Genomic DNA, 22,456 nt, shown 5'->3' with positions numbered 1-22,456 from the left:
AATGAATTCGGCCCGGAGAGAATCCGGGCCGAAATCGCGTTCTGGTAGGGCCGGCCTTCAGTAGACGTCGAAGTCCGACACCGTCATCGCGGTCGACAGGCTGTCGATGGTGGTGATCAGTTCGCGACCCGCGGCATCGGACCAGTCCGCATCGTAGTAGACGAAGCTGTCGGTGCCGTTGCTGGCCGCGATATAGGCTTCGACCGCGGCGCCGGTTCCGGATTGCAGTTCGGCACTGCCGCCGTTGGAATACACGACCTGCTGATCGTTGGCCGCGGCCAGATCGCTGAGCATCATGATCGTGTCGAAGTCCATCGCGGACAGATCGCTGTCGCCGCGCGTTGTGGCATCCTCGGACGAATTGGCGAAGCTGATGGCGCCATCGTCCAGCAACGAGATCACGTCCTCGCCCTGGGTGAAGTCGGTGATCCGGTCGGTGCCGGTTCCGGCGTCGAAGTGGAACTCGTCCGCGCCGGCGCCGCCGGTCAGGATGTCGTTGCCGCCAAGACCGCCGAAGATGTCGTCGCCATCATCGCCCGCCAGCGTATCGTCGCCGGTGCCGCCGACGATCAGGTCATCGCCCGCGCCGCCGCCGATGTTGTCGTCTCCGGCGTCGCCGAACAGACGGTCATTGCCGCCCGCGCCGCGCAGGATGTCGTCACCGTCACCGCCATGGGCCTCGTCGTCTGCCATGCCGGTATGGGTGTTCATGAAGCCGTCGTCGCTGTCGGCCCAGGATCCGGTGTGGATCTCGTCGTTGCCCGCCCCGCCGAAGATGATGTCGGACCCATCGGCCGTGGCATCGAAGGTTTCACCGGTGGCGGCCGACGCGCGGCTGTCGGAATCGCCGGTGATGATGTCGTCACCGTCGCCGCCGTTGATCACGTCGTCACCCGCGTCGCCCGCATAGGTGTTGTCGTAATCGGCGGACGTCAGCGCGCCCGACGCGCCGGCATCGGCTGGGTTGGCCGCATTGTTGTCGTCCAGACCCGCATTCAGGATGTCGTCGCCCGAGCCACCGGTCAGAACATCCTGACCGACACCACCTTCCAGCATGTCATCGCCGTTCAGGCCCAACACGAGGTCCGATCCGTCTTCGCCCAGCAGGGTGTCGTCACCGCGACCGCCCTTGATCATGTCATCGTCAGCGCCGCCAGCCACGAAATCATTGCCGTCGCCCGCGAACAGCATGTCATCGCCAACGCCGGAATAGATCACGTCATCGCCGTTGCGGCCGTAAAGCGTGTCGTTTCCGGCCTCGCCGAACATCCGGTCGTCGCCCTGACCACCATAGCCGACATCGTCGCCGTCGCCGCCGACGACGGTGTCGTCACCGTTGCCGCCGCGCAGAATGTCATTGCCCTTAAGGCCGAGGACCATATCGTCGCCATCGCCGGCAACGGCCGTATCGGCGCCGCGTCCGCCCATCAGCGTGTCATTGCCGCTTTGACCGAACAGCAGGTCGTCGCCCACACCGCCCAGGATGCTGTCGTCGCCCGATGCGCCGGCAAGCGTGTCGTCGCCATTGGCACCAAAGTTGGTGTCATCGCCCGGACCGCCGGTGAACCGGTCATCGCCACCCGTCAGCACCGTGACGTTGCTGGCATTGGCGCGTTGGTCTTCCAGGACATCCAGTGCCTGTACCAGATCGACGTTCTCGATCTGCCCGGCGGCGGCGGGCAGGATGCCGACGAACCCGTTCTGGGTGCCGTCCACTTCGCCACCCGTGCCGGCGCCGATGCCCGAGGGAACGGTCACGCCATGCAGCACGATCTCACGCAGTTCCAGCGGAAGGATATCCGCGACGGAATAGTCGTTGCCGGTGACGGGGCTCTGGAAGTTCTGACCGGTCAGAAGATAGCTCTGGATGAAGTTCACCTCGCCGCGGCTGTCCGCAACCGGCATTGCGCCGTCGGCATCGGTCAGCGACAGCAGGATGTCGCCATAGCTCGCGACGCCCTCGAGCACCTCGATCATACCGTCCTGGTCGGTGTCGTCATTCAGGGTCGGCACGCGCGCGTTTGACGGTGCTCCGGATGCGTCGAACGTGCCGTGGATATGCTGGTTCATGGTCTGGTTGGGGGTGAACCCTTGGGCCGAGACCGAAAGATTGAGGTATTGGTTGCCGTCCTCCTCGGTCGAAAGCGCAACAAGGGCGGTGGCGTTCACGCCCGAGTTGTTGAGTGTCGCCAGATCGACGGACCAGATGTCGTCTGCCTGGTTGAGGAAAAGCTCATAGGATGAATAGGATGTATCAAGATGGGCCATGACGATTTACTACCTTTGCTTTCTGTTGCCGCCGTCCTGCTCCCGAGGGGCGCATGTGGACAGTCACGATCCGGGCGAAAGTTTCAGCCGGAGCGATAAAAAGTTAAGAAAGTTCTGCTGATTGATCACCGCCGTGGCGCGGGGCGGGGCATCCGGCGCGAACATGCTGGACAGACGGCACGTGACGCCGCACACTTGGGTGATCAAAGGCAGGATACCCATGCAATTCCAGACTGACACCGGCCCCGTCGATATCGAAATCACCGACCTGATCGTCGCCGGGTGGACCGGGCGCGACACCGCCGCCGTCCAGCATCACATCGACGAACTGGCCGCCATCGGCGTCGCACCCCCGTCGCAGGTTCCGCTGTTCTATCGCACGTCGCGCGGCTTGCTGACCACGGCCACCGAAATCGATGTTCTGGGGCCCGACACCTCGGGTGAGGCCGAGCCGGTGTTGATCCGTCACCGGGGCACGCTGTGGCTGGGGTTGGGGTCGGATCACACCGACCGGCAGCTGGAAACCCATTCGGTCGCCGCATCGAAACAGGCCTGTCCGAAACCTTGCGCGCGCCGCCTCTGGTCCTATGACAGCGTGCGTGACCGGCTGGACGACATCGCGATCCGCGCGTGGATCGAAGAGGACGGGCAGTGGGTGCTTTATCAGCAGGGGACACTGGCGATGATCCGGCCCCTTGCCGACCTGTTGGCGCAGGCGCCGCTTGACGACGGCGGTGCCATGCTGTGCGGCACGTTCAGCGCCATCGGCAGCGTGCGCGCCGCGGCCCGGTTCAAGGCCGAGATGAAAGATCCTGAACGGGACGCGGCGATCTCGTTCTCATACGAGGCACGCGCCCTTCCGATCGTCACCTGAGCGGCGCGCGCCACAAAACCAGCAACGGAGTGGCACGATGGAAGCCTTTGCGAATCCGTGGCGCGGCAGGGGCCTGCCCCGGGATGCCTTGGACGATGCGCCGTTTCCGGCCGACGATCCCCGGGTGCCGCGCGCCCTGCTTGCCAAGTGTCCCAAGGCCGCGGAAACACCGCTGTCTGACGCGCCGGACCTGGCCCGCGATGCCGGTCTGGCGCATCTGTGGATCAAGGATGAACGCGGCCGCATGGGGTTGGGCAGTTTCAAGGCCCTCGGAGCCGCCTACGTCATTGCCCATCTCGCGGACGCGGCGGGCGGCGCGTTGCCCGGACGTACGTTCGTCACCGCAAGCGCCGGCAACCACGGCCTGTCGGTGGCGGCCGGTGCCCGCGTGTTCGGGGCGCGTGCGGTGGTCTACATCGCCCATACGGTGCCCGAAGCCTTTGCCGCCCGTCTTGCCGATCAGGGCGCCGAGGTGGTGCGGGCAGGCGCCGATTATGCCGCCAGCATGGTGGCGGCCGAAGCGGCCGCGGCGGAAAATGGCTGGACCCTGCTGTCCGACAGTTCATGGGCCGGATACATCGATCTGCCGCATCGCCTGATGGAAGGCTATCTGATCCTGTCCGACGAGATCGCAGCACAGATCCCGCAAGTGCCGACGCATATCTTCCTTCAGGCGGGGGTGGGCGGCATGGCGGCGGCGGTGGCGGCCCATGCGCGCCGGATTTGGGGCGCTGCACCGCATATCGCGGTGGTCGAACCGGACCTGGCACCGGCGTTGATCGAAAGCGTGCGTGCCGGTCGCCTGCTCGAAACCACGGGCGCGGTGTCGTGCATGGGGCGGCTGGACTGCAAGGCACCATCGCTGATCGCGCTGGCCGGTCTGGCACGCGATGCCGACAGCTTCCTGACGATCTCGGAAGCCGAAGTGACAGACGCCATGACCCCCCTGGCCAAGGCGGGCTTCGCCACGTCGCCGTCGGGTGGCGCCGGACTGGCGGCCTTGCGGCTGCTGGGTCAGGGCGGCAACGCCGCGCAGCGCGCGCGCGACATCGTCGGGTTGACCGACCGTTCCCGCGTGCTGTGTATCCTCAGCGAAGGCGCGTAAGGCGCGTTGCGGGCGCCTGACCCCTGCACGACCACCCCACCAAAGGCGTTGGCGGTGTGGAATGACGCAATAGCGGTTGCGCGCCACCTGCAGATGCCCGCCAGCCCGCCTCCAGACAAGAAAACACCTGCCCGGGCATCCCCGACAGGTGTTCTTGTCTTGTCGCCGGACCCCGGGCGAAACTGCCGGGGGCCGGTCTGAAACCGCTCAGTCGGCCGCGGCGTCTGCCGCGATCTCTTCGCCGGTTTCCTGGTTCACGATCTTCATCGACAGACGGACCTTGCCGCGATCGTCGAAGCCCAGAAGCTTGACCCAGACTTCCTGGCCTTCCTTCAACACGTCCGAAGGATGGTTCAGGCGGCGGTTCTCGATCTGCGATACATGAACCAGGCCGTCACGCTTGCCGAAGAAGTTCACGAAGGCGCCAAAATCGACCAGCTTGACGACCGTGCCCTTGTAAACCTTGCCTTCTTCCGGCTCGGCCACGATCGAATAGATCATGTCATAGGCCTTCTTGATGGCGTCGGCGTCGGCCGATGCGATCTTGATGATGCCGTCGTCGTTGATGTCGACCTTGGCGCCCGACACTTCCACGATCTCGCGGATGACCTTGCCGCCCGATCCGATGACTTCGCGGATCTTGTCGGTGGGCACCTGCATCGTCTCGATCTTGGGCGCATAGGCCGAGAAGGCCGCGGCGCCGGACAGCGCCTTGTTCATTTCGCCCAGGATGTGGATCCGGCCGTCTTTCGCCTGCGCCAGAGCCTTTTCCATGATGTCGGGCGTGATGCCCGCCACCTTGATGTCCATCTGCAGCGACGTGATGCCGTTTTCCGTGCCCGCGACCTTGAAATCCATGTCGCCCAGGTGGTCTTCGTCACCCAGGATGTCGGTCAGGATGGCATAGCTGCCGTCGTCTTCCAGGATCAGGCCCATGGCCACACCGGCGACGGGCGCCTTCAGGGGCACGCCGGCATCCATCATCGACAGCGACCCGCCGCAGACCGATGCCATGGACGACGAGCCGTTGGATTCCGTGATCTCGGACACCACGCGGATGGTATAGGGGAAATCGGTCGCGGCCGGCAGAACCGCCTGCAACGCACGCCACGCCAGCTTGCCGTGGCCCACTTCGCGCCGTCCCGGAGGGCCGAAACGCCCGACTTCGCCCACCGAATAGGGGGGGAAGTTGTAGTGCAGCAGGAAGTTCGACTTGTAGGTGCCGTGCAGCGCGTCGATCATCTGTTCGTCGTCGCCGGTGCCCAGGGTCGTGATGACCAGGCCCTGGGTTTCGCCACGGGTGAACAGGGCCGACCCATGGGTGCGCGGCAGCAGGCCGGTTTCGGCCACGATGGGACGCACGGTGGTCGTGTCGCGCCCGTCGATCCGCTTGCCGGTTTTCACGACATCGCCGCGCAGGATCGAGGATTCCAGCTTCTTCAGGGCCGAGCCGAGGTTTTCATCGGCCAGCTGCTCTTCGTTCAGCTTGTCCTTGATCGACTGGCGGGCGTTCGCCACGGCGGTCGTGCGGTCCTGCTTGTCGGTGATCGCGAATGCCTTGCGCATCTCGTCTTCGCCGGCGGCCTTCACGGCGTCATACAGCGCCGAGTAATCGGCGGGCTGGAAATCGAACGGCTCTTTCGCACAGTCTTCGGCCAGGTCGATGATCAGGTCGATCACCGGCTGGATCTGGGTGTGCGCAAACTTCACCGCGCCCAGCATTTCCGCCTCGGTCAGCTCGTAAGCCTCGGATTCGACCATCATCACGGCGTCCTTCGTGCCCGCGACGACCAGGTCCAACCGCTGCTCGGGGTTGAGCTTGAGGTTGTGCATGTCGTCGATTTCGGGGTTCAGGACGTAGTCGCCATTGACGAAACCGACGCGACAGGCGGCGATCGGGCCCATGAAGGGGGCGCCCGAAATGGTCAGCGCGGCCGAAGCTGCGATCATCGCGACCATGTCGGGATCGTTGACCAGGTCATGGCTCAGCACGGTGCAGATCACCAGCACTTCGTTCTTGAAACCGGGGACGAACAGCGGGCGGATCGGACGGTCGATCAGGCGGCTGGTCAGGGTTTCCTTCTCGGTGGGGCGGGCCTCACGCTTGAAGAAGCCGCCGGGCACCTTGCCGGCCGCATAATATTTCTCGTTGTAGTGCACGGTCAGCGGGAAGAAATCCTGCCCCGGCTTCTGGGTCTTGGCAAAGGTGACGGCCGCCATGACGCTGGTGTCGCCCAGCGTGGCAATGACGCATCCGTCGGCCTGACGGGCGATCTTGCCGGTTTCCAGGGTGAGGGTCTCTTCCCCCCACTGCATTTCTTTTCGTGTAACGTTGAACATCGGTGTTCCTCAAGTCGGCCCGCGGGCCATTGCGTAGGGGGCGTATTCCCCCTGACTCCGGTATCTTCTATGTCAGGCGCTGGAGTCCGGGCGCCGGCATTCAGATTGGCAGCCCCTACAAGGTTTCGCGGCGGAATGGAAGCCGCGTGATCGTGACCGATTCGGGGTCGCGGTCGGTTGACTTGCCCCATGACCTTTCCATTATTGCCCGATTCGCAACATTCAGGGGGCACCTGCACCATGGCCAACACCGCGCTCGTCACAGGGGCATCGTCGGGGATCGGACGCGAATTCGCCCGTCTGCATGCCAAACGCGGCGGGGACGTCATCGTGACGGCCCGCAACGAAGCGGCGCTGGCGGATCTGAAGGCGGAAATCGAGGCAAAGCACGGCGTGACCGTCCACGTGTTTGCACTGGACCTGGCGGCAGAGGGCGGCGCGCGGGATCTGTATGACCGGATCGTCGCCGCGGGGCTGACGGTCGATATCCTGATCAACAATGCGGGGTTCGGCGGGCAGGGCCTGCATACCGAACGCGATCTGGCCGATGAACACGCCATGATCGACCTGAACGTCAAGGCGCCGGTCGCGCTGACGCGGCTGTTCGGCGCCGACATGGCCCGGCACGGCAAGGGCCGGATCCTGAACGTCGGATCGAGTGCGGGGTTCATGCCGGGGCCATACCAGGCGGTCTATTTCGCCACCAAGGCCTTTGTGCAATCGTTCAGCCAGGCGGTGGATGAAGAGTTGCGCGAAAAAGGGGTGACCTGCACCGTGCTGGCGCCGGGATATGTCGAAACCGGGTTTGCCAAGGCCGCGAACCTGGACGGCACGAAGCTGGTCGCGGGCGGCGGTGCGACCCCGGCGGCCGTTGCGCGCTGCGGCTACAGCGCGATGCTGCGCGGCCGGCTGGTGGCGTTCAACGAAACGCTTCTGTCGGTCGCCATCGGCTGGATCATCCCGCTTCTGCCCCGGCGCACGGTGCTGCGGGTGATTGCCGGGATGCAGCGGAAATGACGCACGGCGCCGGTCTGGAACGCAAAACGCCCGCGCACTGGGGCGCGGGCGTCGGATCGTTGCGGCGGGCTGGCGTCAGCGGCGGATGCCCAGACGCTTGATCAGGTCCTGATACCGGGCCTCGTCCTTGTTCTTGGTGTAGTCCAGCAGCTTGCGGCGCTGGGCGACCATCATCAGAAGGCCACGACGCGAGTGGTTGTCCTTCTTGTGGCTCTTGAAATGTTCGGTCAGCGTGGAAATGCGCGACGTGAGGATCGCAACCTGGACTTCGGGCGAACCGGTGTCGCCTTCCTTGGTCGCGAATTCCTTCATCAGGCGGGTCTTTTCTTCGGGCGTGATCGACATCGGGGTCTCCTTTACGGTGGTTGGTGTGATGGCGCAGGCCGGGATGTCGTCCAGCAAGGCCCTTGGAGATTGGCCGCGATATCGCGACTGCGGGTGCTTAGATCATATCGCCCGGCTTGGAAAGCGGTTTGAGCGATTCCCCGCTTCAGCCGTGAATTGTGACCTCGTGTTGCGGCTCAACCGCGCAATCCCGTTGACGGTCGGGCATTGTTTCCAAGCTGCCCTCAATTCGCCATAAATCCGCCGCAAATCGGCAAATTCCTTTACTTTCAAGGCCTCTATGCCAACTTTCGTTGGGGTGGCGGTGCAGTTGCGCCGGATTTGAGGAGTTTTGAACATGCTTATTCTGGCAGCCGTCTTCGGGGTTCTGGCGATCGGTTTCGTCGTCGACGCCTTTTCGGACGATGACGATAACGAAACGGCGGCCTCGCCGGAGGGCGATCAGGTTCTGACCGGCGGCGACGGCGATGATCTTCTTCAGGGATTCGGCGGCGACGACACCCTCAGCGGCGGCGATGGCGACGACACCCTGCGGGGCGGCGCCGGGCGTGACCTGCTGTTCGGCGAAGCGGGCGATGACGAGCTGCGCGGCGGCAATGGCGACGATACGATGTTCGGTGGCACCGACGACGACCTGATGCGCGGCGGCAAGGGGTCGGACCTGATGGAAGGTCGCAACAATGCCGACACCATGATCGGCGGCGGCGGGTCCGATACCATCGACGGCGGCGACAACCGCGACGACATTTCGGGTGGCGCGGGCGCCGACCTGCTGTCGGGGGGCGAAGGGACCGACACCATGTCCGGGGGCGGCGGCGCCGATACCATCCTGGGCGGTGGCAACGGCGACCTGATGAGCGGCGGTGGCGGCGACGATTCGATGGTCGGCGACGTGGGCGAGGATACCGTCTTCGGGGTCGGCGACGACACGATGTCCGGCGGTAACGGCGACGATACCATGCGCGGCGGTATCTCCGACGACCTGATGACCGGCGATGCCGGCGACGACAGCCTTTTTGGCGAGGTCGGTGACGATACCATGGACGGCGGCATCGGTGACGATGCGCTCGAAGGCGGGTTCGGCGATGATCTGGTGTCGGGCGGGGCCGGCGACGACATGGTGCGCGGCAACCAGGATGACGACACGGTGTTCGGCGGTCTGGGGGCCGATACCCTGATGGGCGGCGCCGGCGACGACGTGATCGTCGGAACCGCGCCGGCCGAAGGAATCGACCTGATCGCGCCGACCGCCGATGCCGATGCTGGCGACAGCATTGACGGCGGCGAAGGCGATGACATTATCTATGCCGGACAGGGCGACACCGTGACCGGTGGCGCGGGGGCCGACACCTTCATCGGTGGCACATGGGCAACGGTCGAGGACAACGCGCCGGTGATCTCGGACTATGACCCGGACGAGGATGCGCTGGTCGTGGCCTATGACCCGGTGCTGTCGCCCGATGCCGTCGTCACCGTGACCTATGCCGAAGATAGCACCGACGCCATTGTCGCGCTGGATGGCGTCACCGTGATGACCGTTGCGAACGCGCCCGATCTGACACCGGACGACATCACCCTGGTCGAACAAACCTATACCGACGCAAGCACCGTCGAGGTCGTGGACGATACGCCGCCCCCGGCCCCCGAACAGCCGGAGGAGGGCGAGGATACCGTTGGCGGTGGCGTGATCGCGCCCAGCTGATCCCGATCGCCGATGCATCGCGACGGCCGCTTTCGGGCGGCCGTTGTCGTTCGCGAAAGAAGGGGTGCGGCCATGGGCTGTCGCGACCATTAACCTCAAATGCATTGTTTTTTCGACACGGGCGGTCAACCCGGCCAGTGTAACACTGGTTGGCAACACAGGTTTCACGGGAGTCGTCGATGTTGGCCGGATTGTTGTTTCTCGGGGTGATCGCCGCATCGGCCATGCCCGACCTGATGGAAATTCTGCGCGGAAGCGCCGACGATACCGACGATGATCCCGACAACGGGGCCGACGGCGACGAAGAGTCCATGCTCGATCATGCCACGCCCCCCGACGACGACCCGGAACAACAGCCGGATGACGGGATCGACCTGTTTGCGGATCCCCGCCCGGGAGTCACGTTGGTCGAGGCGTTCAATCCCGGTGTCGACACGTTGACCGTCACGATCCCCGACAGCGCCCAGGATTTCTCGCTGACCACGGACGACGAGACCAACACGTCGAGCCTGGGGTTTGTCACCGATGACGGGGCCGTCGAAATCCGGTTCGACGGTTTGGATGCCGTGCCGGTGGATGATATCTATCTTCGCGTCAGCGACGCGAGTTCGCCCACCCAGGACGCCGATATCGCCCTGTCCTCGGTCATGGAGGGGATCGAAACGCCCGAAGATCTGGCGCCCATTGTCCTGCAACCGGAAGACCCCGAAGCCGGCGAAGAACCCGCGCCGCCGGCCGACACGGATGCGCCGGCCTTGTCTCCCGAAGATCCCGAGCAGGATGAAGGACCGGCGCCCCCCGCACCCTTTCCCGGCCCCGTGCTGAACCCCGTGATGGATGATGTGGCGCCCGAGCCGGACGCGCTCCGCAACGGCCGGCAGCCGGCCAACGATCCCGGCGATACCGCGGGCTTGCCGGACGGGGAAACGGACGCGCCGTCCGACAGCGACATCCATTGGCTTTACCCGTCCGACACGGGTCCGGACTTCGCCGCGGTCGCGGATTTCAGACCGGGAGAGGACATTCTGCACATCTCGCTCGATCCATCGCAGTCCTCCGAGCAGGGCACGCTGGACATCAGCACATCGGACGACGGGCGCGATGGCGTGGTGCGCATCGACGGCGCGACCGTCGCCATCCTGCTTGGAATGCCCGATATCGGCCCCGGCGACATCATCGTCGATCACCGCACCGACATTTTTGCCTGACGCGCAGACCTTGGCGGCCCTTGCGGTCAAACCGCGAACCTGTAGGCTTCCGGCGCAAGCGCAGACCGGAGTATCTTGATGGCCGATCCGATCCAGACCGCTGCCGAAGCTCTTGAAGCAACGGCAATGCCCCGCGCGCACGCGGTCCACACCGACCCCGAAGCGCGCTGCGCCGAAAACGAGGTGTTGCCCGGCAAGGCCGGACAGAAACCGGTGGATCGAAAAAGCCCGGCGGAATGGGCCTATCAGCGACTGGCGCTCTATATCCGCACGTTCGAGGAACAATTGGACAGCGATCACGAGGTCGCCATGGGGTTTGTCGGTGGCGCGTCGGGCGTGATGCGGATCGAGGGGATGGGATATTACGACCCCGACATCGTCACCTTCTACGGCTCCGACCCGGCCGGGGCCAGAACGCAACTGATCCAGCATGTCGGACAACTGAATGTCATGCTGCGCGCGATCGCCAAGCCCGAACATGCGGACAAGCCAAGCCGCATCGGCTTCCGCCTGACGGCGGACCTGGAAGACGATGGCGCGGATGTGTCGCCGCCTGCAACCTGAAGTCGAAGCCCCGCCGCGACAGTGCGAACGCCCGTGACAGGGCACGCGGAATCGTCTATCCCCGCGATGACACAGTATTATCGAGGATTGCACAAATGGCAGATCACAAGCACGGGACGATGGATGTCGAAGAGCACGAGAAGACCTTCGAGGGTTTCGTCAAGTTCGCCTTCCGAAGCGTTGTCGTCGTCATCGTGACGCTGATCCTTCTTGCGCTCGTCAACGGCTGAACGCGGTTTCATGACTGTTGTCTTGCGCGCCTTCGCGGCGCTGTGCCTTGTCGTGCTTGCCGCCTGTGGCAAGCCCGCTGTCCTGGACCCGATCGAAGAGGTCCAGGCGCGGGCCTACCGCCATCCCGGCCCGGCCTCTTTGACGCTTTACACCGTCATCAACAACACGTCGGGTGCGGGGGCGCATACCGCGCTTCTGGTCAGCGGATCGCAGCGCGCCCTCTGGGATCCGGCCGGCAGCTTCAAGCACCCGCGCGTGCCCGAACGCAACGATGTGCTGTTCGGCATCACCGAAGACGTGCGCAAGGTCTATATCGATTATCACGCCCGCGAATCGCACCGGATCGTGGAACAGGAAGTCACCGTTTCGCCCGAGGTCGCCGAACGTGCCCTGCAACTGATCCAGGCACAGGGCAACGCCGGCGATGCCACCTGTTCCCTGACGACCAGCCGGATCCTGTCGCAACTGCCCGGGTTCGAAGGCTTCCCGGTCAGCTGGTATCCCAACAAGACGCGCGAGGCGTTTGCCCAGCGCACCGGCGTGCAGGGGCGCACCATCACCGACGATGACGTCGACCAGAACCACAGCGGCGTGATCCGCGCGACGCCCGCCGCCCAAGCCGGGTTCTAGGCGGCGTCAGCCCACCAGATACAGCATCGAATACAAGGTCACCGCGCCACCCGCCATCGCCATAAGCGTGTTGCGGGTGGCCAGCCCCAACGCCAGCGCAACCAGCGCGGCGGCGCTGCGCGCAAGGTCGGGCTGGCCGCCGGTCGCGGCGGGCCACAGGACCAGCGGCGCGACCATCCCCGGTATCACCGCGACAGGCGTATAGCGCAGCAGACGCAGCACCAGCGGCGACATGGTGCGCTTCCCGATCAACCCGAGGAACGAGAACCGGATCAGGTAGGTGCCGGCGCCGATCACCAGGATGATGACCCAGATTTCGATGGTGGAATAGATCATCGGCGTCGCTCCGACCAGGTTTCGAACAGCGCGCCGACGACCATCGCACAGGCGGCGGCGATCAGCAGACCCAGACCAGAAGGCACCCAGGTCAACGACAGCGCGACGACAATGGACGTCACCGCCGCCGCCACATGCGCCAGCGTCCTGAGCATCGGCGTGATCAGTGCCACGAACGTGATCGGCAAGGCGAAATCAAGCGCAAAGGCCGGCGGAATCGACGCGCCCACCAGCACGCCGACCAGGGCAAAGGCATACCAGGCTGCCAGAACCGGCGCGGCGGCCCCGACGAAATAGGTCACCTTCTCGGCCAGCGGCATCTCGGGGCGCTTTTCGTATTCCAGCACCGACACGGTATAGGTCTGGTCGGTGTTCATATAGGCGATCAGCGCGCGCTGCCACAAAGGTGCGGCGCCAAGATGCGGCACCAGGGCCGCCGAATACATCGCCATGCGCAGGTTGACCGCCAGGGCGGTGGCCATCACCACCAGCGCGGGGGCGTCGTCGGCCATCAGGCTGACCGCGATGAACTGTGACGCACCGGCCACGACGATGAAGTTGAACCCCATCGCCTGGGTCAGGGTCAGCCCGCTTTCGGCGGCCATCACCCCGAACAACAGCGAGAACGGCGTGACGACCAACAGGAACGGCGCACCGTCCCGGGCGCCGCGCCAGAACGCCGCACGCACCGGATTGCGGACTGCTTCGACTCGCGAAGCCGTCATGTCAGTATTGCTCGGATTGCGATTCATGTCGGTCCTGAAATGTTCTAGGCTCCAACCACCAGTCTCTAGCCGCCCCATACCCGAGGTTCAAATGCCAAATGATCCCTACCTGATCGCGCCCGATCCTACCGGTGGCGGCCTGACGCGCATGGTGCAGGGCGTCGATCATACCGGTGCCGTCGGTCCCGTGTCGGTGGTCGAGGAACGGCCGCTGACGATCTATCTGAACGGGGCCGAAATCGTAACGGCGATGACCATCGGCGATCATCCCGAATACCTTGCGCTGGGGTTCCTGCGCAATCAGGGCATGCTGCGTGACGGTGAAACCGTTCTGGGCATCGACCATGACGACGATCTTCAGGTGGTGGTCGTGCGCACCGACGGCACCACCAGCTTTGAGGAAAAGCTGAAGAAGAAGACCCGCACGTCGGGCTGTGCCGTGGGCACCGTGTTCGGTGACATGATGGAAGGGATCGAGGGGCTGACCCTGCCCGCCGCCGAGGTGCGCACATCTTGGCTCTATGCGTTGGCCGACCGGATCAACCGCACGCCGTCACTGTATCTGACGGCGGGGGCAATCCATGGCACGGTGCTGTGCCGACAGGACGCGCCGCTGGTCTATATGGAAGACGTCGGACGCCACAACGCGGTGGACAAGGTGGCCGGCTGGATGTTCTCGGAACAGGTGCGCGCCGATGACAAGATCCTCTATACCACCGGGCGGCTGACGTCCGAAATGGTGATCAAGACCGCGCTGATGGGCATCCCCGTGCTGGCGTCACGCTCGGGGTTCACCGCCTGGGGTGTCGAGATCGCCAACCGGATCGGGCTGACCCTGATCGGCCGGATGCGGGGGCGGCGGTTCGTCTGTCTGTCGGGCGCCGACCGGCTGGTGCGAGATGCCGACCTTTCGGCGGTACCGGACGAGCCGCGCAAGATGGCCCGCAAGGGGGGCGAGTGATGGAGATCATGGTCGTGCTGATCGGCGGTGCGCTGGCCTTTGTCGGGCTGAGCATCTGTCGCGCCCATTGGTTCCGCCTGGCCGACAGCCTGCATCGGCTGGGCTCCGATGCGCTGCGGCGGCTGGACTGGCCCACCGCCCATCCGTTCAGCAACGTCGATCCCAACGCCGACGGGCAGGGCGGCGCGCTGGGCGTGTTCCCGGTGCGCCGGACCCGGTTGCGGGTTCTGCTGCACGGGCTGCCCGCCGCCGATCTGCCGGCCGATGCGCGCTATCACGAACGGCGGTTTCGGCTCTGGGGGCTGGCTATCCTGATCGGTGTGGCGATTGCCGCGGCGATGATCCATATGATCCTGGGCCTTGCCATCCTTCTGGCGCCCGTCTGCGCGCGGTTGGTCGTGCCGGGATGGCCGGCACTGGAGTTGACGTCATGAAGCAACCCGCAGGTGTGATCCTGGCCGGTGGACTGGCGCGCCGGATGGGCGGTGGCGACAAGGGGCTGTTGCGCCTCGGTGGGCAGACCATCCTGTCGCGTGTGATCGACCGGCTCGAACCGCAGGTGGATGGCCTTGCGTTGAATGCCAACGGCGATCCGGTGCGCTTCGCCGATATCGGCCTGCCCGTGGTCGCCGACAGCATCGACGGCTTCGTCGGGCCGCTGGGCGGCGTCCTGGCCGGGCTGGACTGGGCCGCGGATCGGGGGGCCGACCACATCGTGACCGCAGCCGCCGACACGCCGTTCTTTCCTTGCGATCTGGTCGTGCGCCTGTTGGATGCGGCCGAACGGGGCGCGGTGCCGATCGCCCTGGCCGCGACGCCGGACGGCCGGCAGCCGACGTTCGGCCTGTGGCCCGTCGCCCTGCGCGAGGATCTGCGCGCGGCCCTCGTCGGCGGATTGCGCAAGGTCGTTCTGTGGACGGACCGCCACGGTGCCGCCGAAGCGGTGTTCGATGATGCGCCCGATCCGTTCTTCAACGTCAACACGCCCGAAGATCTCAGCCGGGCGGAGGGCATGATTTGATCGTCTATGGCGTGACCGGCTGGAAGAATGCCGGCAAGACTGGGTTGATGGAACGCTTGGTGGCCGAGTTCACGGCGCGGGGCGTGTCGGTGTCGACGCTGAAACATGCGCACCATGCCTTTGACGTGGACCAGCCGGGCAAGGACACCCACCGCCACCGGACGGCCGGCGCGCGGCAGGTGATGGCCGTGTCCGGCGCGCGCTGGGCCCTGATGACCGAGTTGCGCGAGGCGCCGGAGCCGACGTTGGCCGAACTGCTCGCGCGGCTCGATCCGGTCGACCTGGCGCTGGTCGAAGGTTGGAAGCGCGACCGGCACCCCAAGATCGAGGCGTGGCGCGCCGTCAACCGCCATCCACTGATCGCCGACACCGACGACACGATCCGGGCGGTGGCGTCGGATGCGCCGCTGGAGCTGAACGGACGGCCCCGGTTCGATCTGGACGACACCATCGCCATCGCCGACTTCATCACCCAGGACAGCGGGCTGTGAGAGGGTTCGACACCGTTCTGGTCATCGACTGGTCGGCGGCACAGGGTGTGCGGCGGGTGGAAAAGGACGCGATCTGGATCGGAATCAGCCGTGATGATGTCAGCGAAGATCCGATCCCCATGCCGACCCGCCACGCCGCCGAAGACTGGCTGCGCGCGCGCTTGCACAGCGAGATCGCGGCCGGACGCCGGGTGATGGCGGGATTCGATTTTCCGTTCGGGTATCCGGCGGGCATGGCGCGGATCGTGACCGGCACCGATGATCCCCTACGCCTCTGGGACTGGTTGGCAGAGCGCGTCACCGATGACGAAAAAGGGCGGAACAACAGGTTCGAGGTGGCATCGGCCCTCAACCGCATGTTTCCCGGCATCGGTCCGTTCTGGGGTAAGCCGGACAGGGATGCGTTTCCCGATATCCCCCATGGCGGGCTGGCGCGTCAGGGCCACGGCATGGCCGAGAAACGCGTCTGCGATCGTGCGGCGCGGGCGTCGTCCAGTGTCTGGCAATTGGCGTTTCCGCCGACCGTCGGCAGCCAAGTCTTGATGGGCCTGCCGGTGCTGTCACGCCTGCGACGGATCGACGGTGTGGCCGTCTGGCCGTTCGAGAAATGGCAAGATGCGCCTGCCGTGCTGACCGAGATCTGGCCGGGTCTGATCGAAGACGCCCTGCCCCCGAGGGGAGAGGGGATCCGCGACAGCCACCAGGTGCGGCTGTTGGCCCATGCGCTGGCCGCGCTGCCCGCCGGCGAACTGGCCGCGATGATGGAGGTGCACGCGCCCGAGGAGGGGTGGATCCTGGGCGCGGGGCATCGCGCGCGCCTGACCGATCTGGCGCGCGATGGCCGACCCGACAGCGGGCGGGCCACCGCGCCACCGCCCCTGGCCGACGATTGTTTCGCTTTGCCGCCGGGGATCCACTGGACGCCGGTGAACGAGGCCCTGGCGGTGTTGCGGGATCGTCTGCATCCGGTCGCGGCCATTGAAACCGTGCCGCTGGATCGGGCCGACGGGCGCATTCTGGCCACGGCCCCCCTGGCGCCACGGGCCAACCCGCCGGGCGCAAATGCCGCCGTCGATGGCTATGGCTTTGCCCATGGCGCACTGTCGCCGGGGGCGCAGGATCTTCAACTCGTCGACGGGCGCGCGGCCGCCGGTGCGCCCCATGCCGGCGTCGTGCCCGAAAAGCACGCGGTGCGCATCCTGACGGGGGCACTGGTACCCGCCGGTGTCGACACGATCGTCATGCAGGAAGATTGCACCGTCGCGTCAGGCCGGGTGCGTTTCGCGGCATTGCCGAAGGCAGGCGCCAACACCCGCCGCGCCGGTGAAGATGTCGTGGCCGGCACACCGATCCTGGAGAGCGGGCAAATCTTGCGCCCCCCTGACCTGGCCCTGGCCGCTGCGGTCGGTCAGCGCGATCTGGAGGTTTTTGCCAGGCTGCGGGTCGGTGTGCTGTCGACCGGCGATGAATTGGCCGCGCCGGGCAGTACCGACGATCCGGCCCGCACCTATGACGCGAACCGGCCCATGCTGCTGGCACTGGCAACACGCTGGGGACACGAGGCGGTCGATCTGGGGTGCGTTGGGGATGACCGCGACGCCCTGCGCGCGACGCTGGACGCGGCGCGCGCCCGCGCCGATGTGGTGCTGACGTCCGGCGGTGCCTCGGCGGGGGAAGAGGATCACGTTTCGGCCCTGTTGCGCAAGGCGGGATCGATGCAGGCCTGGCGGATCGCGCTGAAGCCAGGCCGGCCGCTGGCGCTGGGCCTGTGGTCGGGGATGCCCGTGTTCGGTCTGCCGGGCAATCCGGTCGCCGCCCTGGTGTGCGCGCTGATCTTCGCGCGCCCGGCGCTGTCGCGGATGGGCGGCGGCGCCTGGTCCACCCCGGTCGGCTTCGATGTTCCCGCCGGTTTCGCCAAGCGCAAGAAGGCGGGGCGACGCGAATACCTGCGGGCGCGGATCCGCGAGGGCCGGGCCGAGGTTTTCGCATCCGAGGGGTCGGGGCGGATTTCCGGGCTGGCCTGGGCCGAGGGGTTGGTCGAATTGCCCGAACCGGCGATGACTGTCGCACCGGGAGATCCGGTGCGGTTTCTGCCCTATGGCAGCTTCGGCCTCTGAGGGGTGGGCTTGGGCGGCGCCGGAGCCTCCGGCGGGAGTATTTCGGTCAGTAAGAAGACCGGGCGCGCGTTCAGTCGAAGGTGCCGGTGACACGGCCCAGCAACATGAAGGCGCGGGCCGTTCGGGTATCGGTCAGCGCGACGATCTCCGCGTCCGTGGCGGTTTTTTCGAACTCGGAGAAGATGTGGTCGAACTTGCGCAGGAAATGGTGCGCCGCGTCCCGAAAGATCGTGTCGGACCGCATCCGCGCGGAGGACAGCGCCAGCGAGGAGCGGTCGCGGATTCCGCCGAGGCTGGCCACCGGGCGGCCCCGTTCGCCCTGTGCAAACCGGCGCCAGATTTCCGGGCGGGCGCGGTCGGGGCGCAGGTCGTCCATGTAGATGCCATCCTGGCTCAGCAGGGTCAGGATATCCTGTGCCGCCTGGATCAGTTGTGCCGAGCGTCGGTCCTGGAGCGCGCGGCGCAGGGCGCGGAAGCCTTCCTTGTCCTCGGGGCTCTCGGGGAATTGCAGCGCGGAAATGAAATCCTCGCTTGGCAGGGGCGGCGCGGCCTGGTCCTGATGCGTCTCGAGTGCGAGGCTTGGCTGGTGATCGGTGCCGGCTGCGGGGGCCGGGGCCGGCTGTATCGCCGGGTGCGGCACGTTGCGCACGGAAAAGAACGTGGCCAGCGCGGTTTCGGTCTTTTTCTGCGCTTCGGCAATTTCGCCCAGTTTTCGCGTGACTTCGGGCGATGCGCCGGTTTGCCCGGTGTTCAACTGGGCGAGGTAAACCTGGCGGATGCCGTCGATCGCGGTGTGCAGGCGGTCGCATTCCTCGCGCATCGTGCGGGCCGAGCGGGCGGCCGTCGCCGCCACCCAGATCAGCGCCACGGGCATGAAGATCGTCAGGGCGGTCACGATGAAGCGCAGCGCGTCGAATTCGCTCGACGCGCGGGCGAAGACGAAGAAGAACACTCCGGCGGCGGCCAGCCACAGAAGGGTCAACGCGATCGCGATCGCCTCGAAATTGCCCATGCCGCCCTGTCTTGCGGACTTGGCATAAAGGCCGAGGTCGATCCGGCGTTCGGGGTCTGTTCCGGCCATGGTGGTCCTTTCCGAACCGTCGAGTCCGGTCAGCTGTAGACGATCTTGAGGACTTCGTAGCTTTTTTCGCCGCCCGGTGTGCGGACTTCGACGCTGTCGCCCTCGTCCTTGCCGATTAGGGCGCGGGCAAGCGGTGACTTGATGTTCAGCTTGCCGGCTTCGAGGTTGGCTTCGGGTTCGCCGACGATCTGATACGTCTTTTCTTCGTCCGTGTCTTCATCGACCAGGGTGACGCGGGCGCCGAACTTGATCGTGCCGGACATCTTCGAGGTGTCGATGACATCGGCCAGCGACAGGATGCCCTCGATTTCCTTGATTCGCCCTTCGATGAACGACTGCTTTTCCTTGGCCGAATGATATTCGGCGTTTTCGGACAGGTCCCCATGTTCGCGCGCTTCGGCGATCGCGCGAATGATCGCCGGGCGTTCCACGCTTTTCAGCGTCTTGAGCTCCACGTTCAGTGCGGTCTGGCCTGCTTTGGTCAGCGGGATCTTGTCCATGGTAACGGTATCCGGTTGAAAGATTTGGGCAACACTTGGCTGTTAATCCAAGCCTCGGGCACAAAGTCAATAGTGGCCTGCCCGCGAGACGGCTTAGTTTTGCCGAAAACGGGCAGTACGCCGCAAGACGGCACGACAGGAGGCGGTTCAGTATCGGGCCGGGACAGGATGCAGGCATTCGTTCGATTTACCGTGCTGTATTGCGTGTTCGCGGTATCGGTCGTCTATTTCTTTCGGGATGATCCGGGGGAAATCGTCTCGGACGCGATTGCAAGCGTGCCCGGCCTGCTGATGATTTTGCCGCGCAGCGGAATCTGGGCGATCATGCTGTGCGCTGCCGCGATCTTCCTCGTGCCGCGGCAGGGGTTGGCCGGTCGCGTCGGGCGGGCGCTGGTGATGGTCGTGACGGCCTCGGCATTTTTCCTGAGTTTCACGGTGATCAAGACGTCGTTGCCGTTCCTGATACCGTTCTGGGCGGATCCGCCCATGGCCGAGATCGACCGCGTTCTGCATTTCGGCATCGACCCCTGGCGCATCACCCATGCGCTTTTGCCGAACTGGTCGCCGCGCTGGTTTCAGATCTATTACGTGGCAATCTGGCTGATTCCCGCGCTTTATTTCCCGGTTTTCCTGGTGCTGCTGGACAACGACCGGGCGCGCATCCGTGCCTATCTGACGCTGTATGTCTGGGCCTGGGTCGGGATCGGCACCGTTTTCGCGCTGATCTTCATGTCGGCGGGCCCGGTTTTCCATGACCGGCTTCTGGGCGGCACGCGGTTCGCGCCCCTGATGGAGGTGCTGGCCGAAAAGGGGTTTCTTGCCAGCAGCCTTGGCGCGATCCAGTCGCTGCTGTGGGACAATTACGTGTCGGGATCGCAAACCCTCGGCTCGGGCATCTCCGCGTTTCCCAGCGTGCATGTGGCGCTGGCGACGCTGATCGCGCTCTATGTCAGTGAACGCTGGCGGCTTGCCATCGTTCCGATGGTCGTCATGGTCGCCGGCTATCAGATCCTGTCGGTGCATCTGGGCTGGCATTACGCCATCGACGGTTATTTCTCGATCATCACGGTCGTCGCGCTGCGGCTCTGGCTGTGGCGGCGCGCGGCGGCCCCCGGGGCTGCGGCGATGCCTGTGGCACAGAACCGCGGTCGCGCGCTCTGACGGCGGGTCGCGATTGACCCCGCGGGCAGGCTTTGCATAGTCGTCGCAACGGATCCGCCACGGATTGCGACAGTTTCAGGAGGATGGCGCCTTGGCCGAACACGAACGCGAGTCGATGGAATATGACGTTGTGATCGTGGGGGCAGGGCCCGCGGGCCTGTCGGCGGCGATCCGCCTGAAACAGCTTGATGCCGATCTGGATGTCGTGGTCCTTGAGAAGGGGTCCGAGGTCGGTGCGCACATCCTGTCGGGCGCGATTCTGGATCCTTCGGGGCTGGACGCGCTGCTGCCCGAATGGCGCGACATGGGCGCGCCCGTGACGGTGCCCGTGGCGTCCGACGATTTCTACCTGCTGGGCGAGGGCGGCCGGTTCCGCGTGCCCAACATCGCCATGCCCGGCCTGATGAGCAATCACGGCAATTATATCGTGTCCATGGGCAATGTCTGTCGCTGGCTGGCCGAACAGGCCGAGGCGTTGGGCGTCGAGGTCTTTCCCGGCATGGCGTGTTCGGAACTGGTGTTCGGCGACGCCGGCGAGGTGAAGGGCGTCGTCGCCGGGGAATTCGGACGCAACCCCGATGGCAGCGAAGGGCCGGGATACGAACCGGGCATGGAGCTGCACGGCAAATACGTCTTTCTGGGCGAAGGGGTGCGCGGATCGCTGTCCAAGCAGGTGATCGCGAAATACGATCTGGACCGCGATTGCGATGTTCAGAAATACGGCCTCGGCATGAAGGAAATCTGGGAGATCGACCCCGAGAAGCACAGCCCGGGCCGCGTCGTGCACACCATGGGGTGGCCCTTGGGCGGCAATGCGGGGGGCGGATCCTTCATCTATCACCTCGACAACAACCAGGTGTATGTCGGGTTCGTCGTGCACCTGAATTACGAAAACCCCTATGTTTACCCCTACATGGAGTTTCAGCGCTTCAAGCATCACCCGATGGTGGCCAACCTTCTGGAAGGCGGCAAGCGGGTGGCTTACGGGGCGCGGGCGATTTCCGAAGGCGGTTACCAGTCGATCCCGAAAACCGCGTTTCCGGGCGGCGCGCTTCTGGGGTGCGCGGCCGGCCTGGTGAACGTGCCGCGCATCAAGGGCAATCACAACGCGATGCTGTCGGGCAAGCTGGCGGCGGAAAAGGCGCACGAGGCGATCGCCGCCGGCCGCGCGGGCGATACGCTGGACACCTACGAGGCCGATCTGAAAAGCGGGCCGGTGGGGCAGGATCTGAAGAAGGTGCGCAACGTCAAACCGCTCTGGTCGCGCTATGGGCTGGCGGCGTCGCTGGCGGTGGGCGGCATGGACATGTGGACGAACCACCTGGCCAACTTCTCGGTTCTGGGCACGCTGAAGCATGGCAAGACCGACGCCGCGGCGACGGGCAAGAAATACGACTTCAAGCCCATCGATTATCCCAAGCCGGACGGAAAGCTGTCGTTCGACCGGCTGACCAACGTCAGCTTCTCGATGACGAACCACGAAGAAAACCAGCCTTCGCACCTGAAACTGAAAGACCCCGACATTCCGGTCGACGTGAACCTCGCCGAATACGCCGGGCCTTCGGCGCGGTATTGTCCGGCGGGCGTCTATGAGTTCGTCATCGAAGAGGGCAAGCGTCCGCGGTTCGTCATCAACTTCCAGAACTGCGTGCATTGCAAGACCTGCGACATCAAGGATCCCAGCCAGAATATCGTCTGGACCGTGCCGCAGGGGGGCGATGGCCCGAACTATCCCAACATGTAACGCTTGCGTCAGCAGGGCGGCAGTTTTGGCGCCCT

The 22,456-nt window shown here is 65.3% G+C and carries 22 protein-coding genes; 15 read left to right on the top strand and 7 right to left on the bottom strand.

Annotated features, from left to right (window positions below):
- Positions 1-57: 57 nt before the first annotated feature.
- A complete protein-coding gene (locus tag CFP68_RS06520) occupies positions 58-2,268 on the bottom strand; it encodes a calcium-binding protein (protein ID WP_099826026.1) in 2,211 nt (736 codons plus the stop codon).
- Between the two features lie 220 nt (positions 2,269-2,488).
- On the opposite strand from CFP68_RS06520, the gene CFP68_RS06515 reads away from it, so the two are divergent.
- Positions 2,489-3,142: a DUF2848 domain-containing protein gene (locus tag CFP68_RS06515; protein ID WP_099826024.1), complete on the top strand. Its 654-nt coding sequence runs from the start codon at positions 2,489-2,491 to the stop codon at positions 3,140-3,142.
- A 37-nt stretch (positions 3,143-3,179) separates the two neighbouring features.
- Positions 3,180-4,247 carry a pyridoxal-phosphate dependent enzyme gene (locus tag CFP68_RS06510; RefSeq protein ID WP_099826022.1) on the top strand — a complete coding sequence of 356 codons (1,068 nt, stop codon included), beginning with the start codon at positions 3,180-3,182 and terminating at the stop codon, positions 4,245-4,247.
- Positions 4,248-4,454: 207 nt separating this feature from the next.
- Here CFP68_RS06510 and pnp read toward each other — a convergent pair whose 3' ends face one another.
- Entirely contained in the window at positions 4,455-6,587 is a 2,133-nt protein-coding gene (gene pnp / locus CFP68_RS06505) for a polyribonucleotide nucleotidyltransferase (protein ID WP_099826020.1), read from the bottom strand.
- A 240-nt stretch (positions 6,588-6,827) separates the two neighbouring features.
- Between pnp and CFP68_RS06500 the strand changes: the two genes are divergently transcribed.
- Positions 6,828-7,604, top strand: coding sequence for an SDR family NAD(P)-dependent oxidoreductase (locus CFP68_RS06500; protein WP_099826019.1), 777 nt, complete (start codon positions 6,828-6,830; stop codon positions 7,602-7,604).
- A 75-nt stretch (positions 7,605-7,679) separates the two neighbouring features.
- Here the strand turns inward: CFP68_RS06500 and rpsO are convergent, their stop codons facing one another.
- Complete coding sequence (gene rpsO / locus CFP68_RS06495) at positions 7,680-7,949, bottom strand: 30S ribosomal protein S15 (RefSeq protein ID WP_099826221.1); 270 nt, start codon at positions 7,947-7,949, stop codon at positions 7,680-7,682.
- 337 nt (positions 7,950-8,286) lie between these two features.
- Between rpsO and CFP68_RS06490 the strand changes: the two genes are divergently transcribed.
- The 5 genes from CFP68_RS06490 (at position 8,287) to CFP68_RS06470 (ending at position 12,284) form a co-directional block, all read left to right on the top strand.
- A complete protein-coding gene (locus tag CFP68_RS06490) occupies positions 8,287-9,651 on the top strand; it encodes a calcium-binding protein (protein WP_099826018.1) in 1,365 nt (454 codons plus the stop codon).
- 179 nt (positions 9,652-9,830) lie between these two features.
- Positions 9,831-10,859 carry a hypothetical protein gene (locus tag CFP68_RS18570; protein WP_099826016.1) on the top strand — a complete coding sequence of 343 codons (1,029 nt, stop codon included), beginning with the start codon at positions 9,831-9,833 and terminating at the stop codon, positions 10,857-10,859.
- Positions 10,860-10,937: 78 nt separating this feature from the next.
- The gene (locus CFP68_RS06480; RefSeq protein ID WP_099826014.1) at positions 10,938-11,423 is read left to right on the top strand and encodes a DUF6173 family protein; all 486 of its coding nucleotides are present in this window, start codon (positions 10,938-10,940) and stop codon (positions 11,421-11,423) included.
- Positions 11,424-11,518: 95 nt separating this feature from the next.
- A complete protein-coding gene (locus CFP68_RS06475; protein ID WP_099826012.1) occupies positions 11,519-11,653 on the top strand; it encodes an aa3-type cytochrome c oxidase subunit IV in 135 nt (44 codons plus the stop codon).
- Between the two features lie 10 nt (positions 11,654-11,663).
- A complete protein-coding gene (locus CFP68_RS06470) occupies positions 11,664-12,284 on the top strand; it encodes a hypothetical protein (protein WP_099826010.1) in 621 nt (206 codons plus the stop codon).
- A gap of 6 nt (positions 12,285-12,290) precedes the next feature.
- Here CFP68_RS06470 and CFP68_RS06465 read toward each other — a convergent pair whose 3' ends face one another.
- Both CFP68_RS06465 and CFP68_RS06460 read right to left on the bottom strand, forming a co-directional pair.
- Positions 12,291-12,620: an AzlD domain-containing protein gene (locus tag CFP68_RS06465; RefSeq protein ID WP_099826008.1), complete on the bottom strand. Its 330-nt coding sequence runs from the start codon at positions 12,618-12,620 to the stop codon at positions 12,291-12,293.
- A complete protein-coding gene (locus CFP68_RS06460; RefSeq protein ID WP_099826006.1) occupies positions 12,617-13,345 on the bottom strand; it encodes an AzlC family ABC transporter permease in 729 nt (242 codons plus the stop codon). Before CFP68_RS06460 ends, CFP68_RS06465 begins: the two co-directional genes overlap by 4 nt.
- Before the next feature lie 91 nt (positions 13,346-13,436).
- Between CFP68_RS06460 and CFP68_RS06455 the strand changes: the two genes are divergently transcribed.
- The 5 genes from CFP68_RS06455 to CFP68_RS06435 are packed head-to-tail and all read left to right on the top strand — an operon-like array spanning position 13,437 to position 17,935.
- Positions 13,437-14,306 carry a formate dehydrogenase accessory sulfurtransferase FdhD gene (locus CFP68_RS06455; protein WP_099826004.1) on the top strand — a complete coding sequence of 290 codons (870 nt, stop codon included), beginning with the start codon at positions 13,437-13,439 and terminating at the stop codon, positions 14,304-14,306.
- Positions 14,306-14,740, top strand: coding sequence for a hypothetical protein (locus CFP68_RS06450; protein ID WP_099826002.1), 435 nt, complete (start codon positions 14,306-14,308; stop codon positions 14,738-14,740). The genes CFP68_RS06455 and CFP68_RS06450 overlap by 1 nt, the downstream gene beginning before the upstream one ends.
- Entirely contained in the window at positions 14,737-15,327 is a 591-nt protein-coding gene (mobA, locus tag CFP68_RS06445) for a molybdenum cofactor guanylyltransferase MobA (protein ID WP_099826000.1), read from the top strand. The genes CFP68_RS06450 and mobA overlap by 4 nt, the downstream gene beginning before the upstream one ends.
- Positions 15,324-15,818, top strand: a complete 495-nt coding sequence (gene mobB / locus CFP68_RS06440) for a molybdopterin-guanine dinucleotide biosynthesis protein B (RefSeq protein WP_099825998.1) — start codon at positions 15,324-15,326, stop codon at positions 15,816-15,818. Before mobA ends, mobB begins: the two co-directional genes overlap by 4 nt.
- On the top strand, positions 15,815-17,935 hold the full coding sequence (locus CFP68_RS06435; RefSeq protein ID WP_099825996.1) for a molybdopterin-binding protein: 2,121 nt from the start codon (positions 15,815-15,817) through the stop codon (positions 17,933-17,935). Before mobB ends, CFP68_RS06435 begins: the two co-directional genes overlap by 4 nt.
- Before the next feature lie 70 nt (positions 17,936-18,005).
- Here CFP68_RS06435 and CFP68_RS06430 read toward each other — a convergent pair whose 3' ends face one another.
- Both CFP68_RS06430 and greA read right to left on the bottom strand, forming a co-directional pair.
- Entirely contained in the window at positions 18,006-19,016 is a 1,011-nt protein-coding gene (locus tag CFP68_RS06430) for a hypothetical protein (RefSeq protein WP_099825994.1), read from the bottom strand.
- A 29-nt stretch (positions 19,017-19,045) separates the two neighbouring features.
- Positions 19,046-19,516, bottom strand: a complete 471-nt coding sequence (gene greA / locus CFP68_RS06425) for a transcription elongation factor GreA (RefSeq protein WP_099825992.1) — start codon at positions 19,514-19,516, stop codon at positions 19,046-19,048.
- Between the two features lie 168 nt (positions 19,517-19,684).
- Between greA and CFP68_RS06420 the strand changes: the two genes are divergently transcribed.
- Positions 19,685-20,677, top strand: coding sequence for a phosphatase PAP2 family protein (locus CFP68_RS06420; RefSeq protein WP_099825990.1), 993 nt, complete (start codon positions 19,685-19,687; stop codon positions 20,675-20,677).
- 91 nt (positions 20,678-20,768) lie between these two features.
- Entirely contained in the window at positions 20,769-22,421 is a 1,653-nt protein-coding gene (locus CFP68_RS06415) for an electron transfer flavoprotein-ubiquinone oxidoreductase (protein ID WP_099826220.1), read from the top strand.
- Positions 22,422-22,456: the final 35 nt, after the last annotated feature.

The organism is Oceaniglobus indicus (assembly GCF_002751875.1).
In the GTDB taxonomy this organism is placed as follows: Bacteria; Pseudomonadota; Alphaproteobacteria; order Rhodobacterales; family Rhodobacteraceae; genus Oceaniglobus; species Oceaniglobus indicus.
This window is presented reverse-complemented; position numbering and strand designations above follow the sequence as displayed.

Bases quoted from the DNA above. Each gene is read 5' to 3' on its own strand.
- CFP68_RS06520 (WP_099826026.1), bottom strand. From the start codon at position 2,268: ATGGCCCATCTTGATACATCCTATTCATCCTATGAGCTTTTCCTCAAC.
- CFP68_RS06515 (WP_099826024.1), top strand. From the start codon at position 2,489: ATGCAATTCCAGACTGACACCGGCCCCGTCGATATCGAAATCACCGAC.
- CFP68_RS06510 (WP_099826022.1), top strand. From the start codon at position 3,180: ATGGAAGCCTTTGCGAATCCGTGGCGCGGCAGGGGCCTGCCCCGGGAT.
- pnp (WP_099826020.1), bottom strand. From the start codon at position 6,587: ATGTTCAACGTTACACGAAAAGAAATGCAGTGGGGGGAAGAGACCCTC.
- CFP68_RS06500 (WP_099826019.1), top strand. From the start codon at position 6,828: ATGGCCAACACCGCGCTCGTCACAGGGGCATCGTCGGGGATCGGACGC.
- rpsO (WP_099826221.1), bottom strand. From the start codon at position 7,949: ATGTCGATCACGCCCGAAGAAAAGACCCGCCTGATGAAGGAATTCGCG.
- CFP68_RS06490 (WP_099826018.1), top strand. From the start codon at position 8,287: ATGCTTATTCTGGCAGCCGTCTTCGGGGTTCTGGCGATCGGTTTCGTC.
- CFP68_RS18570 (WP_099826016.1), top strand. From the start codon at position 9,831: ATGTTGGCCGGATTGTTGTTTCTCGGGGTGATCGCCGCATCGGCCATG.
- CFP68_RS06480 (WP_099826014.1), top strand. From the start codon at position 10,938: ATGGCCGATCCGATCCAGACCGCTGCCGAAGCTCTTGAAGCAACGGCA.
- CFP68_RS06475 (WP_099826012.1), top strand. From the start codon at position 11,519: ATGGCAGATCACAAGCACGGGACGATGGATGTCGAAGAGCACGAGAAG.
- CFP68_RS06470 (WP_099826010.1), top strand. From the start codon at position 11,664: ATGACTGTTGTCTTGCGCGCCTTCGCGGCGCTGTGCCTTGTCGTGCTT.
- CFP68_RS06465 (WP_099826008.1), bottom strand. From the start codon at position 12,620: ATGATCTATTCCACCATCGAAATCTGGGTCATCATCCTGGTGATCGGC.
- CFP68_RS06460 (WP_099826006.1), bottom strand. From the start codon at position 13,345: ATGACGGCTTCGCGAGTCGAAGCAGTCCGCAATCCGGTGCGTGCGGCG.
- CFP68_RS06455 (WP_099826004.1), top strand. From the start codon at position 13,437: ATGCCAAATGATCCCTACCTGATCGCGCCCGATCCTACCGGTGGCGGC.
- CFP68_RS06450 (WP_099826002.1), top strand. From the start codon at position 14,306: ATGGAGATCATGGTCGTGCTGATCGGCGGTGCGCTGGCCTTTGTCGGG.
- mobA (WP_099826000.1), top strand. From the start codon at position 14,737: ATGAAGCAACCCGCAGGTGTGATCCTGGCCGGTGGACTGGCGCGCCGG.
- CFP68_RS06430 (WP_099825994.1), bottom strand. From the start codon at position 19,016: ATGGCCGGAACAGACCCCGAACGCCGGATCGACCTCGGCCTTTATGCC.
- greA (WP_099825992.1), bottom strand. From the start codon at position 19,516: ATGGACAAGATCCCGCTGACCAAAGCAGGCCAGACCGCACTGAACGTG.
- CFP68_RS06420 (WP_099825990.1), top strand. From the start codon at position 19,685: ATGCAGGCATTCGTTCGATTTACCGTGCTGTATTGCGTGTTCGCGGTA.